At 71.2% G+C, this 13,564-nt stretch carries 8 protein-coding genes and 1 pseudogene; 6 read left to right on the top strand and 3 right to left on the bottom strand.

All coding sequences use genetic code 11. The features are described 5' to 3' along the window. Nucleotides 1-2 precede the first annotated feature (2 nt). A complete protein-coding gene (locus ACZ4M5_RS04460) occupies nt 3-452 on the bottom strand; it encodes a VOC family protein (protein WP_467733009.1) in 450 nt (149 codons plus the stop codon). 316 nt (nt 453-768) lie between these two features. Here ACZ4M5_RS04460 and ACZ4M5_RS04455 point away from each other — a divergent pair, with 316 nt between their 5' ends. Then, nucleotides 769-3,777 (top strand): bifunctional [glutamine synthetase] adenylyltransferase/[glutamine synthetase]-adenylyl-L-tyrosine phosphorylase, encoded by a 3,009-nt coding sequence (locus ACZ4M5_RS04455; protein ID WP_467733007.1) that lies wholly within the window; start codon nt 769-771, stop codon nt 3,775-3,777. A gap of 743 nt (nt 3,778-4,520) precedes the next feature. On the opposite strand, the pseudogene ACZ4M5_RS04450 reads toward ACZ4M5_RS04455, so the two are convergent. Together ACZ4M5_RS04450 and ACZ4M5_RS04445 are read right to left on the bottom strand one after the other, a co-directional pair. Next, a pseudogene (locus ACZ4M5_RS04450) lies at nt 4,521-5,378 on the bottom strand (phosphatase PAP2 family protein); the annotation flags it as partial. Between the two features lie 93 nt (nt 5,379-5,471). Next, nucleotides 5,472-6,506 carry a LacI family DNA-binding transcriptional regulator gene (locus ACZ4M5_RS04445; protein ID WP_467733005.1) on the bottom strand — a complete coding sequence of 345 codons (1,035 nt, stop codon included), beginning with the start codon at nt 6,504-6,506 and terminating at the stop codon, nt 5,472-5,474. Between the two features lie 390 nt (nt 6,507-6,896). Between ACZ4M5_RS04445 and ACZ4M5_RS04440 the strand changes: the two genes are divergently transcribed. From ACZ4M5_RS04440 to ACZ4M5_RS04420, 5 genes are all read left to right on the top strand, one after another. After that, nucleotides 6,897-8,165 (top strand): extracellular solute-binding protein, encoded by a 1,269-nt coding sequence (locus ACZ4M5_RS04440; protein WP_467733003.1) that lies wholly within the window; start codon nt 6,897-6,899, stop codon nt 8,163-8,165. 117 nt (nt 8,166-8,282) lie between these two features. Further along, on the top strand, nt 8,283-9,287 hold the full coding sequence (locus ACZ4M5_RS04435) for a carbohydrate ABC transporter permease (RefSeq protein WP_467733001.1): 1,005 nt from the start codon (nt 8,283-8,285) through the stop codon (nt 9,285-9,287). A 13-nt stretch (nt 9,288-9,300) separates the two neighbouring features. Beyond that, nucleotides 9,301-10,212: a sugar ABC transporter permease gene (locus ACZ4M5_RS04430; RefSeq protein WP_467732999.1), complete on the top strand. Its 912-nt coding sequence runs from the start codon at nt 9,301-9,303 to the stop codon at nt 10,210-10,212. A gap of 139 nt (nt 10,213-10,351) precedes the next feature. Continuing rightward, nucleotides 10,352-12,043, top strand: a complete 1,692-nt coding sequence (locus tag ACZ4M5_RS04425) for a glycoside hydrolase family 13 protein (RefSeq protein WP_467732997.1) — start codon at nt 10,352-10,354, stop codon at nt 12,041-12,043. A 120-nt stretch (nt 12,044-12,163) separates the two neighbouring features. After that, nucleotides 12,164-13,537: an alpha-amylase gene (locus ACZ4M5_RS04420; protein ID WP_467732995.1), complete on the top strand. Its 1,374-nt coding sequence runs from the start codon at nt 12,164-12,166 to the stop codon at nt 13,535-13,537. Nucleotides 13,538-13,564: the final 27 nt, after the last annotated feature.

Raw genomic sequence — 13,564 nt, 5'->3', positions numbered from 1 at the left:
TCTCAGCCCAGCTGCTGCCGCTTCGCCTTCGCCAGCAGCTGGTGCAGCGGCTCCGTGGCCCTCCGGCGGTACTCCTGCACCGCCCACCCGTTGCCGTCCGGGTCCTGGAAGTGCATGAACGTGGCGCCGTCGTCCGGGGCGTACTGCACCGGCTCGGACACCTCCAGGCCGCGCGCGACCAGCTCCGCGTGCGCCGCCTTGATGTCGGCCACGCACAGCTGCAGGCCCTGGTAGCTGCCCGGGGCGGGGGTGGGGCCCGGGGTCATCTGCCAGATGGACTCGCCCAGGGCGATCGAGCAACCCGACCCGGGCGGGGTCAGCTGGACGATGCGCATCCCGGGCATGACCTCCTGGTCGATGTCCACGTGAAAGCCGACCTTGTCCCGGTAGAAGTCCCGGGCGCGGTCGACGTCGGTCACGGGCAGCGGGATGACTTCGAGGGTGATGTCCACGGCGAGACTCCTTCGTCCGGCGTTCGGCGTCCGACGAACCGCCGCCCCGTCCGGCGGAGCGGCTCCTCCTCACCGAAGCGGAAATCCGGGCGCGGCGCCACCGAATCGAACCGGCCCGCCCCACCCACGGACGAACGGAGCACCGCCCTCCGGGTCACCCGGCCCCCACCAGGACGTCCCCGCCCATCCGGGGCCGGCCGACCGGGCCGTCCGCCTGCCGAACTCGGCGGCGCCCGACCGGGCCCGTGCGGTTAGGCTCAAAGCCGTACGACCTTGATCCGATGGATGTCCGAGGAACAGTGCGAGGGAGGCCCGGATGACGGCGGTGCCGGGGCGCAGGAGCAGTACCTTCACACGCCTGCTGCGGCACGGTTTCACCGACGCCTCCGCTGCCGAGCGCCTGCTGGACAGCCCCGAGCTCGCCCCCCTGCGCGACGACCCCGTGCTGCTGGCCGCGCTGGGCGGCACCGCCGACCCCGACCTCGCCCTGCTGGGTCTGGTCCGCCTGCTGGAGGCCCAGCCGGACCCCGGCGCCCGGCAGGAACTGCTCGACACGCTGATCGCGGCCAAACCGCTGCGCGACCGGCTCCTCGGTGTGCTCGGCGCCTCCACCGCCCTGGCCGACCACCTCGTCCGCCACCCGGGTGACTGGCAGGCCCTGGTGACGTACGAGTCGCGGGACCTGCACCCCGGCGTGGAGGAGTTCGAGGCGGGCCTCGCCGAGGCGGACGACCCCGTCTCCCTGCGCGTGGCCTACCGGCGCTGCCTGCTGTCCATCGCCGCCCGGGACGTGTGCGGCACGACCGGCATCGCGGAGTCCGCCGCCGAGCTGGCCGACCTCGCCACCGCCACCCTGCGGGCCGCACTCGGCCTCGCGCGGGCCGCCGCACCCGAGGACGACGCCCAGTGCCGGCTCGCCGTGATCGCGATGGGCAAGTGCGGCGGACACGAGCTGAACTACGTCTCCGACGTGGACGTCATCTTCGTGGGGGAGGCCGTCGAGGGCGCCGACGAGACCGAGGCCGTGCGGGCCGCGACCCGGCTCGCCTCCCACCTGATGCGGATCTGCTCGGAGACCACGGTCGAGGGCTCCATCTGGCCGGTCGACGCCAACCTGCGCCCCGAGGGCCGCAACGGCCCGCTCGTGCGGACCCTGGCCAGCCACCTCGCCTACTACCAGCGCTGGGCCAAGACCTGGGAGTTCCAGGCCCTGCTCAAGGCCCGTCCGGTGGCCGGCGACCTCGACCTCGGCGCGGAGTACGTGGCCGCCGTTCAGCCGCTGGTGTGGAAGGCGGCCGAGCGGGAGAACTTCGTCGCCGACGTGCAGAAGATGCGCCGCCGGGTCGTGGAGAACATCCCCGCCGCCGAGGTCGACCGCCAGCTGAAACTGGGCCCGGGCGGCCTGCGGGACGTCGAGTTCGCCGTGCAACTGCTCCAGCTGGTGCACGGCAGGGCCGACACCTCCCTGCGCAGCGGCACCACCCTCGACGCCCTCCAGGCCCTCGCCGCCGGCGGCTACGTGGGCCGGGCCGACGCCGCCCAGCTGGACGAGGCCTACCGCTTCCTGCGCCTCATGGAGCACCGCATCCAGCTGTTCCGGCTGCGGCGCACCCATCTGGTGCCCGAGGACGAGGCCGAGCTGCGCCGCATCGGCCGCTCCCTCGGCCTGCGCACCGACCCGGTCGCCGGCCTGCACCGCGAGTGGCGCCGGCACGCCACGGTCGTACGCCGGCTGCACGAGAAGCTGTTCTACCGGCCGCTGCTGGACGCCGTGGCCCAGCTCGCCCCCGGCGAGGCCCGGCTGAGCACCGAGGCGGCGCGCGAGCGCATGGTCGCCCTCGGTTACGCCGATCCCGCCGCCGCGCTGCGCCACCTGGAGGCGCTCGCCTCGGGCGTCACCCGCAAGGCCGCCATCCAGCGCACCCTGCTGCCCGTGCTGCTCGGCTGGTTCGCCGACTCCGCCGAACCGGACGCGGGCCTGCTGAACTTCCGCAAGGTCTCCGACGCCCTGGGCAAGACCCCCTGGTACCTGAGGCTGCTGCGGGACGAGGGCGCCGCCGCGCAGAACCTGGCCCGCGTGCTGTCCGCCGGCCGGCTCGCGCCCGACCTGCTGATGCGCGCCCCGGAGGCGGTGGCGCTGCTCGGCGACGGGGACGGCGGCGGACTGGAGCCGCGCCCCCGGGCGCACCTGGAGCAGGAGATACTCGCCGCGGTGCGGCGGGCGGACGGCGCCGCCCAGGCGGTCACGGCCGCCCGCGGGGTGCGCCGCCGGGAACTGTTCCGCACGGCCGCCGCCGACATCGTCGGCTCCTACGGCACCGAGGAGCAGCCCGCCGAGGCCGACCAGGGCGCCCTGGTGGACCTCGTCGGGGCAGCGGTGTCCGACCTGACCGCCGCCACCCTCGCGGGCACCCTGCGGGCCGTCGTCCGTGAGGGCTGGGGCGACGATCTGCCCACCCGGTTCGCGATCATCGGCATGGGCCGCTTCGGCGGTCACGAACTGGGCTACGGCTCCGACGCGGACGTGCTGTTCGTGCACGAACCCCGCGAGGGCGCCGACGAGGCGGAGGCCTCCAAAGCGGCCGGCAAGGTCGTCTCGGAGATGCGCCGCCTGCTGCAGATCCCCAGCGCCGACCCGCCCCTGCTCATCGACGCCGACCTGCGCCCGGAGGGCAAGTCCGGCCCTCTCGTGCGGACCCTGAAGTCCTACGGGGCGTACTACCGCCGGTGGTCGCTGACCTGGGAGTCGCACGCGCTGCTGCGGGCCGAACCGGTCGCCGGGGACGAGGACCTGGGCCGCCGCTTCATCGAGCTGATCGACCCGCTGCGCTATCCGGCCGACGGGCTGAGCGAGGAGGCCGTCCGCGAGATCCGGCGGCTGAAGGCCCGGATGGAGTCCGAGCGGCTGCCGCGCGGCGCCGACCCCAAGCTGCACGCCAAGCTCGGCCCGGGCGGCCTGTCCGACGTCGAGTGGACCGTGCAGCTGGCGCAGCTGCGGCACGGCGCCGAGGAGGCCGGGCTGCGCACGACCCGGACACGGCAGGCCCTGGCCGCCGCCCGCACGGCCGGTCTGATCGGCGAGGAGGAGGCGGAGATCCTGGACGAGGCCTGGGTGCTCGCCACCCGCGTGCGCAACGCGGTGATGCTGGTCCGCGGCCGGGCCGGCGACACCTTCCCCTCGGACCCGAGGGAACTGGCAGCGGTGGGCCGCTACTTGGGGTACGGGCCCGGTCACGTCGGGGACATGCTCGACGCCTACCGGCGCACGGCACGCAGGGCGCGCGGGGTCGTGGAGGAGCTGTTCTACGGGGCGGGAGAGCGGTAGACACCCCGCCGGCCCGGCCCGACGCCCAGCCCCTCCCGCGCGGACCCGCCGCCCGCGTGCCGCCCGCCTGCGCGACGCCGGCCCGCGAGTCGTCCGACCGTGGGCATCATCGGCCCGAGCGGCGTCCGCCCGCGTGTGGCCCGACGGTGCGGCGCCGGCCGGTGAGCGACCCGGACGGGGGAGGTCCGCCTGTGAGTCGTCCGGCCGTGGGCATCATCGGCCCGAGCGGCGTCCGCCCGCTGTGGCCCGGCCGTGCGGCGCCGGTCCGTGAGCGGCCCGGACGGGGGAGGTCCGCCGGTGAGACGTCCGGCGGCGGGCATCCGCCCGCGTGGCGCCTGGCCGTGCCGCGCCGGCTCGTGAGCCGTCCGTCCGGCGACCTGGCGCGACCGGACGTCACCCGCCGTGTCTGGAAACGCTCAGCCTTTTCCGGGCGGGGCATCCGCCCGCGCGGCGCCCGCCCGCGACTCGCGCTCCCGCGCGGCGCCCGCTCGCGTGTCACCCGGCCGTGCCGCGCCGGCCCGTGAACCGCCCGGCCGCGGAACGTCCGCCTGCGAGACGTCCGGGCGCGGAGCAACCCCCTGCGAGACGTCCGGCCGCGGAGCAACCCCCTGCGAGGCGTCCGCCCGCGGGACATCCGCCCAAGAGCCGCCCGCCAGTGAGCCGCCCGCCCGGGGTGAGCCGCCCGCCCGTGCGGCGCCCGTCCGTGCGGCGCCCGCCCGTGCGGCGGCCCGGTGGGCGGCTTGCGCGCGGGGCGGGGCCGTCGGTTCGGGTCGTCGTGCGCGTCCCACCGTCCGCGGCAGCGCGTACGGCTGCCTGCCGTACCACAGGCGGGCCACCGCGAAGCCGAACGCCAGGCACAGCAGGCCGCCCACCGCGTCCAGCCAGAAGTGGTTGGCCGTGGCTACGATGACCACCAGCGTCAGCGCCGGGTACAGCAGGCCCAGCACCCGCACCCACGGCACACTCGCCAGGGCGAAGATCGTCAGCCCGCACCACAGGGACCAGCCGATGTGCATCGACGGCATCGCCGCGTACTGGTTGGACATGTCCTTCAGGTCGCCGGACGCCATGGAGCCCCAGGTCTGGTGGACCATGACCGTGTCGATGAAGTCCCCGCCGTTCATCAGCCGAGGGGGCGCCAGCGGGTACAGGTAGTAGCCGACCAGGGCGACGGCGGTGGTCGCGAACAGCACCAGGCGGGTCGCCGCGTAGCGGCCGGGGTGGCGGCGGAAGAGCCAGACGAGCACACCCAGCGTGACCACGAAGTGCAGCGTGGCGTAGTAGTAGTTCATCCCGATGATGAGCCAAGTTACCGAGTCGACCGCGTGGTTGACCGACTCCTCGACGGCGATGCCCAGCTGGTGCTCCACCTGCCAGATCCAGTCGGCGTTGCGCAGCGCCTGCGTCTTCTGTTCGGGAACCGCGTTGCGGACGAGTGAGTACACCCAGTAACTCACCGCGATCAGCAGGATCTCGAACCAGAACCGGGGTCTGCGCGGGGCGCGCAGCCGGTGCAGCGGGCCCGGCCGGGTTTTGGCCGCAACGGGGTTCGGGAGGGCCGCTTCCCTGCCCTCCGGCTGCGTCACGGTCGTGTCACCCATAGGCACAAAGTCTGCCAGAAAAGGACTTCCCCACCGATGATCCCGCGGCCCGGTCCGAGCCGCATGTTCTACGGCGAAATCGGGCCGTACGCCTCAGGAGCGGGCGCGGTCCCCGGGAGCCGACGCGGTCGAGCCGCGCACCACCAGTTCCGGCATGAACACGAACTCGCTGTGCGGGGCGGGCGTTCCGCCGATCTCCTCCAGCAGCGTGCGCACGGCGGCCTGGCCCATCGCCGGGACCGGCTTGCGGATCGTGGTCAGCGGCGGGTCGGTGAAGGCGATCAGCGGGGAGTCGTCGAAGCCGACCACGGAGATGTCCTTCGGCACGTCCAGACCGCGTTGCCGGGCCGCCCGGATCGCCCCCAGGGCCATCATGTCGCTGGCGCACACCACGGCCGTGCAGTCCCGCTCCATCAGGGCGACGGCGGCGGCCTGTCCGCCTTCCAGCGTGTACAGCGAGTGCTGGACCAGTTCGTTCTCGACGACCTCGGCGGCCAGCCCCAGCTGGTCCTGCACCGCCCGCACGAACCCCTCGATCTTGCGCTGCACCGGCACGAACCGCTTCGGCCCGAGCGCCAGGCCGATCCGGGTGTGCCCCAGGGACGCCAGGTGCGTCACCGCCAGGCTCATCGCCGCGCGGTCGTCGGGGGAGATGAACGGCGCCTGCACCTTCGGCGAGAAACCGTCGACGAGCACGTAGGGCACGCCCTGTGCGCGCAGCCGGTCGTAGCGCTGCATGTCGGCGGTGGTGTCGGCGTGCAGTCCGGAGACGTAGATGATGCCGGCGACGCCCCGGTCCACGAGCATCTCGGTCAGCTCGTCCTCGGTCGAGCCGCCCGGGGTCTGGGTGGCCAGCACCGGCGTATAGCCCTGCCGTGTCAGCGCCTGGCCGATGACCTGGGCCAGGGCCGGGAAGATCGGGTTCTCCAGCTCCGGGGTGATCAGGCCGACCAGTCCCTCGCTGCGCTGGCGCAGCCGCACCGGACGCTCGTAGCCGAGGACGTCGAGGGCGGCCAGCACGGACTGGCGGGTGGTGGCGGCGACGCCCGGCTTCCCGTTGAGGACCCGGCTGACGGTCGCCTCGCTCACCCCCGCTTGCAACGCGATGTCCGCAAGCCGTGTGGTCACAGCACCGGACTGTAGCGGCCGGATCTCCGCTTGCACACCGACGGGACGCCTGGTGCGCGCGGTCGCGCGGCCCACTGCGGGTGGCTTGGTCATCGCGGTCCCTCAACTCGTGGTCGGCGTCCGCTCCGCAACGGATGATTCCCCCGACGGAAACGGATGGCAAGTGCTTGCAGAGTCTTGCACAACTGTCCGAGTCCCCGCCGAACAGCCGGAAATCGGGGCCTCGAAGCGGTCGAGGAGAGGTCACGGCGGGATAACCATCCCCACCTCTTGCAACTTTTTGCTGCAAGGTCTTTCGCAACGCCTTGCAGCGGGGCTAATGTCACCGACGCCCGGCGGCCAACGGCGCAGTCGGCAGCACGAAACGGGCTTCACCCTCAAGGAGAACTCATGCGGCGTGGCATAGCGGCCACCGCGCTGGTGGCGTCCCTCGCCCTGGCAGCGACGGCGTGCGGCGGAAGCGACAGCGGCGACAAGGCCGACGGTCCCGTCACCCTCACCTGGTGGGACACCTCCAACGCCACCAACGAGGCGCCGACCTACAAGGCCCTCGTCAAGGAGTTCGAGGCCGCCAACAAGGACGTCAAGGTCAAGTACGTCAACGTCCCCTTCGACCAGGCGCAGAACAAGTTCGACACCGCCGCCGGTTCCAAGGGTGCCCCCGACGTGCTGCGCTCCGAGGTCGGCTGGACCCCGGCCTTCGCCAAGAAGGGCTTCTTCCTGCCGCTGGACGGCACGGACGCCCTCGCCGAGCAGGACAAGTTCAAGTCCAACCTGATCAAGCAGGCTCAGTACGAGGGCAAGACCTACGGCGTCCCGTTCACCACGGACACCCTCGCCCTCGTCTACAACAAGGCCCTGTTCGAGAAGGCCGGCGTCGAGGCCCCCAAGACCTGGGACGACCTGAAGAAGGCCGCGGCCACGATCAAGGACAAGACCGGCGTCGACGGCTACTGGGGCTCGACCCAGTCCTACTACGCCCACTCCTTCCTCTACGGCGAGGGCGCCGACACCGTCGACGTCGACGCCAAGAAGATCACCGTCACCTCGCCCGCGGCCGAGAAGGCCTACGGCACCTGGCTGAGCCTGTTCAAGGGCAAGGGCCTGCACAAGGCCGACACCACCGCCGACGCCTACGCCCACATCCAGGAGGCGTTCGTCAGCGGCAAGGTCGCCTCGATCATCCAGGGCCCGTGGGAGATCACCAACTTCTACAAGGGCTCGGCGTTCAAGGACAAGGCCAACCTGGGCATCGCCACCGTCCCGGCCGGCTCCTCCGGCAAGGCCGGCGCCCCGACCGGCGGCCACAACCTCTCGGTGTACGCGGGCTCGGACAAGGCCCACCAGGAGGCCTCGCTGAAGTTCGTGAAGTTCATGACCTCGGCCAAGGCCCAGGAGACCATCGCGCTCAAGAACAACACGCTGCCGACGCGCGACGACGCCTACACCGCCGACGTCAAGGCCGACCCGGGCATCGCCGGCTACCAGGGCGTGCTCGCCGCCGCCCAGCCGCGCCCGGAGCTGCCCGAGTACAGCTCGCTGTGGACGCCGCTGGACGACGAGCTGCTCGCGATCGCGGGTGGCAAGAAGTCCCTGGACGCGGGGCTGAAGAGCGCCGAGACCTCCATCGCCAAGCTGCTGCCGGACTACAGCAAGTAGGCCCCTTCGGCCGCCGGATCCTCCAGACAGAGGGGGAAGGATCCGGCGGCCATCGGCCTGTGTGCCGTATCCCCTGATCTCCAGCTGATCTCCAGTTCGCGAAGAAGGTTGTCGAACATGACAGTCGCCATCGACCGAGCGACCGGCAAGCGGAGCGGTGACCGCGGTCCCCGGTCCGGGCTGGGCCGGCGCCTCAAGCACAGCTACCAGAAGCACTGGTACGCCTACGCGATGATCGCGCCCGTGGCCGTCGTGCTCGGCGTCCTCGTGCTGTACCCCCTGGCCTACGGCTTCTATCTGACGCTGACCGACGCGACCAGCCTCAACACGGCCCGGACGATCGGCGTCAACGAGATCGAGGCCACCTACAAGTTCATCGGCTTCGACAACTACGCCGACATCCTGTGGGGGGAGACGGCCTACGACCGCTTCTGGTCCCACTTCATCTGGACGATCGTGTGGACGGCCCTGTGCGTCGCCCTGCACTACTCCATCGGCCTGGGCCTGGCGCTGCTGCTCAACCAGAAGCTGCGCGGGCGTACCTTCTACCGGCTGATCCTCATCCTGCCGTGGGCCGTGCCGACCTTCGTCACCGTCTTCGGCTGGCGCTTCATGCTCGCCGACTCCGGCATCATCAACTCCGGCCTGGAGATGCTGCACCTGCCCGGCCCGTCGTGGCTGGAGGACACCTTCTGGCAGCGCTTCGCCGCGATCATGGTCAACACCTGGTGCGGCGTGCCGTTCATGATGGTCTCCCTGCTCGGCGGCCTGCAGTCCATCGACTCCTCCCTCTACGAGGCCGCCGAGATGGACGGCGCCAGCCGCTGGCAGCAGTTCCGCTACGTCACCCTGCCGGGCCTGAGGTCGGTCAGCTCCACCGTGGTGCTGCTCGGCGTGATCTGGACGTTCAACCAGTTCGCCATCATCTTCCTGCTGTTCGGCAACACCGCCCCGGACGCGCAGATCCTCGTCACCTGGGCCTACCAGCTCGGCTTCGGACAGCAGCCACGTGACTTCGCGCAGTCGGCCGCCTACGGCATCCTGCTGCTGGCCATCCTGATCGTCTTCACCTCCTTCTACCGCCGCTGGCTGAACCGCGATGAGCAGCAGCTCGCGATCTGAGGCAGGAGTCCCCATGAGCACCACGACCGTCCAGCAGTCCGCGGGCGGGGCTCCGGTCCCCGCCGTCGCCCCCGCCGCCGCCCCCGCGCGCCCGCGCGGCCGGCGCGGCACGGCCGGGAGCCTCCTCTCCCACGGCCTGCTGATCATCGCGAGCCTGATCGCGATCTTCCCGATCGCCTGGCTGGTCTTCCTGTCCCTCGGCCCGGACAAGGACGACTACCTGCACCCCGGGGGCATCTGGTCGAAGATGACCCTGGACAACTACAGCTTCGTGCTCCAGGAGACCGCGTTCTTCCACTGGCTCCAGAGCACGCTGATCGTGTCGCTGGGAACCACGGTCATCGGAGTGGTCATCGCCGCCACGACCGGTTACGCGGTGTCCCGCATGCGCTTCCCGGGCTACAAGAAGTTCATGTGGGTCCTGCTGTGCACGCAGATGTTCCCCATCGCCGTGCTGATCGTGCCGATGTACCAGATCCTGTCGAGCCTGCAGCTCGTCGACACCTACTTCGGCCTGATCCTGGTCTACTGCTCGACCGCGGTGCCCTACTGCGCCTGGCTGCTGAAGGGCTACTTCGACACCATCCCGTTCGAGATCGACGAGGCCGGCCGCGTCGACGGGCTCACCCCCTTCGGCACCTTCTTCCGGCTGATCCTGCCGCTCGCCCGGCCGGGCCTGGCGGTGGCCGCCTTCTACAGCTTCATCACCGCCTTCGGCGAGGTCGCCTTCGCCACCGTGTTCATGCTGGACGACGAGAAGTACACCTTCGCCGTCGGCCTGCAGAGCTTCATCAGCGAGCACGACGCCCAGCGCAACCTGATGGCCGCCACCGCGGTGCTCATCGCGATACCCGTCTCCGGGTTCTTCTACCTCGTGCAGAAGAACCTGGTGACCGGGCTCACCGCCGGCGGCACCAAGGGCTGACGCCCCCTTCGCGGGCCGTCACCGGGCGGCCCCCACCAGCCCGAGGCGGCCGCGGCGCCCATCCGACCCCGCTGCGCCGCGGCCGCCTCGCACCACCTCACGTCCCATGACCACACCCTCGTTACGCCTCAAGGACGACATGAGCCAGCACTCAGCTGCACCTGCCCCCAGCCCCACGTCCGCCCTGGCCGTCGCCAAGCGCCGCGACTGGTGGCGGGACGCGGTGATCTACCAGGTGTACCCGCGCAGCTTCGCCGACAGCAACGGCGACGGCATGGGCGACCTGGAGGGTGTCCGCACCCGTCTTCCCTACCTGCGCGACCTCGGCGTGGACGCCGTGTGGCTCAGCCCCTTCTACGCCTCGCCGCAGGCCGACGCCGGCTACGACGTCGCCGACTACCGGGCCGTGGACCCGATGTTCGGCAACCTGCTGGACGCCGACGCCCTGATCCGTGACGCCCACCACCTGGGCCTGCGCGTCATCGTGGACCTCGTGCCCAACCACTCCTCCGACCAGCACGAGTGGTTCAAGCGTGCCGTCGCCGAGGGGCCGGGCTCCCCGCTGCGTGAGCGTTACCACTTCCGCCCGGGCAAGGGCGCCGACGGCGAACTGCCGCCCAACGACTGGGAGTCCATCTTCGGCGGCCCGGCCTGGACCCGGATCACCGAACCGGACGGCACCCCCGGCGAGTGGTACCTGCACCTCTTCGCCCCGGAGCAGCCCGACTTCAACTGGGACCACCCGGCGGTCGGCGACGAGTTCCGCTCGATCCTGCGCTTCTGGCTGGACATGGGCGTCGACGGCTTCCGTATCGACGTCGCCCATGGCCTGGTGAAGGCGGAAGGGCTGCCCGACCTGGGATCCCACGACCAGGTGAAGCTGCTGGGCAACGATGTCATGCCGTTCTTCGACCAGGAGGGCGTGCACGAGATCTACCGGCAGTGGCGGTTGGTCCTCGACGAGTACGCGGGCGAGCGCATCTTCGTGGCCGAGGCGTGGACGCCGACCATCGAGCGCACGGCGCACTACGTCCGTCCCGACGAGCTGCACCAGGCCTTCAACTTCCAGTACCTGAGCACCCACTGGGACGCCGCCGAGATGCGCGAGGTCATCGACCGGACGCTGGAGGCCATGCGCCCGGTCGGCGCCCCCGCCACCTGGGTGCTGTCCAACCACGACGTGACCCGGCACGCCACCCGCTTCGCCAACCCGCCCGGCCTCGGCACCCAGATCCGCCTGGCCGGTGACCGGGAGCTGGGCCTGCGCCGTGCCCGTGCCGCGAGCCTGCTGATGCTGGCCCTGCCCGGCTCGGCCTACGTCTACCAGGGTGAGGAACTCGGCCTGCCCGACGTCGTCGACCTGCCCGACGAGGTGCGCCAGGACCCGGCGTACTTCCGGGGGGCCGGCCAGGACGGCTTCCGTGACGGGTGCCGGGTGCCGATCCCGTGGACCCGGACCGGGACGTCGTACGGCTTCGGTGACGGGGGCAGCTGGCTGCCGCAGCCGGACAGCTGGGGTGAGTTGAGCGTCGAGGCGCAGACCGGGGTGCCCGGTTCGACGCTGGAGCTGTACCGCGCCGCGCTCGCCGTCCGGCGCGAGCACCCCGACCTGGGTGCGGGCACGGCCGTGGAGTGGCTGCGGGCGCCCGCGGGCGTACTCGCCTTCCGGCGCGGGGAGTTCGTCTGCGTCGCCAACACCACGGGCGAGTCCGTGGCGCTGCCGGCCTACGGCCGGGTGCTGGTGGCGAGCGGGGAGGTCGTGCTCGCGGACGACGAGGCGAAGGTGCCCGCCGACACCACGGTGTGGTGGACCACCGCGCAGGCCGACTAGTTTCTCCCGTCAATTTCGTACGGCCCGCTGCCCTTTCGGGCGGCGGGCCTTTACCATCTGCGTCACCGCAAGGTTTCTGAACCTTGCAGCAAGAGCCTTCAACGGAGAAGGAAACCCCACATGGCACGCAGACACCTCTCCGCCGCCGTCGCCCTCGCCGCGGCTGCGGTTGTCATGAACCCGACTCTCGCCCAGGCCTCCCCGCCGGGCACCAAGGACGTCACCGCCGTCCTCTTCGAGTGGAAGTTCGCCTCCGTCGCCCGCGAGTGCACCACCACCCTCGGCCCCGCGGGGTACGGGTACGTGCAGGTCTCCCCGCCTGCCGAGCACATACAGGGCCCGCAGTGGTGGACCTCGTACCAGCCGGTCAGCTACAGGATCGCCGGACGGCTGGGCGACCGGGCCGCCTTCCAGAACATGGTGAACACCTGCCACGCGGCGGGGGTGAAGGTCGTCGTCGACACCGTCATCAACCACATGTCGGCGGGCAGCGGCACCGGCACCGGCGGCTCGTCGTACACGAAGTACAACTACCCCGGCCTGTACTCCTCCTACGACTTCGACAACTGCACCTCGCAGATCACCAACTACCAGGACCGCGGTAACGTCCAGAACTGCGAACTGGTCGGTCTCGCCGACCTCGACACCGGCGAGGACTACGTCCGCCGGACCATCGCCGGGTACATGAACGACCTGCTCTCCCTCGGCGTGGACGGCTTCCGCGTGGACGCGGCCAAGCACATGCCGGCCGCCGACCTCGCGAACATCAAGTCCCGGCTGAGCAACCCGTCGGTGTACTGGAAGCAGGAGGCCATCTACGGCGCCGGCGAGGCCGTGCAGCCCACCGAGTACACGGGCAACGGCGACGTCCAGGAGTTCCGCTACGCCTACGACCTCAAGCGGGTCTTCACCAACGAGAACCTCGCCTACCTGAAGAACTACGGCGAGGGCTGGGGTTATGTGAACAGCGGCGTCTCCGGCGTCTTCGTCGACAACCACGACACCGAGCGCAACGGCTCCACGCTCACCTACAAGTCCGGCGCCGACTACACCCTGGCCAACGTCTTCATGCTGGCCTGGCCCTACGGCGCCCCCGACGTCAACTCCGGTTACGAGTTCACCGACCCCGACGCCGGGCCGCCCAACGGCGGTCAGGTGAACGCCTGCTGGCAGGACGGCTGGAAGTGCCAGCACAACTGGCCGGAGATCAAGTCCATGGTCGGCTTCCGCAACGCCACGCGCGGCCAGGCCGTCACCAACTGGTGGGACAACGGCGGTGACGCCATCGCCTTCGGCCGCGGCAGCAAGGGTTTCGTGGCCATCAACCACGAGTCCGGCTCCCTGACCCGGACCTACCAGACCTCGCTGCCCGCGGGAACGTACTGCAACGTGCAGAACAGCACGCCGGTGACGGTCAACTCGGCCGGGCAGTTCACGGCCACCCTCGGCTCGAACACGGCTCTGGCGATCCACGCCGGCAAGTCCTCCTGCTAGACGCGCACGTCCGTGTGCGGTGCGCCC

The sequence above is a fragment of the Streptomyces sp. NPDC026246 genome (genome assembly GCF_055567995.1).
The sequence above is the reverse complement of the archived record's forward strand: the minus strand, read 5'-3'. Positions and strand labels throughout refer to the sequence as shown.

Bases quoted from the DNA above. Each gene is read 5' to 3' on its own strand.
- ACZ4M5_RS04420 (WP_467732995.1), top strand. From the start codon at position 12,164: ATGGCACGCAGACACCTCTCCGCCGCCGTCGCCCTCGCCGCGGCTGCG.
- ACZ4M5_RS04435 (WP_467733001.1), top strand. From the start codon at position 8,283: ATGACAGTCGCCATCGACCGAGCGACCGGCAAGCGGAGCGGTGACCGC.
- ACZ4M5_RS04440 (WP_467733003.1), top strand. From the start codon at position 6,897: ATGCGGCGTGGCATAGCGGCCACCGCGCTGGTGGCGTCCCTCGCCCTG.
- ACZ4M5_RS04430 (WP_467732999.1), top strand. From the start codon at position 9,301: ATGAGCACCACGACCGTCCAGCAGTCCGCGGGCGGGGCTCCGGTCCCC.
- ACZ4M5_RS04425 (WP_467732997.1), top strand. From the start codon at position 10,352: ATGAGCCAGCACTCAGCTGCACCTGCCCCCAGCCCCACGTCCGCCCTG.
- ACZ4M5_RS04455 (WP_467733007.1), top strand. From the start codon at position 769: ATGACGGCGGTGCCGGGGCGCAGGAGCAGTACCTTCACACGCCTGCTG.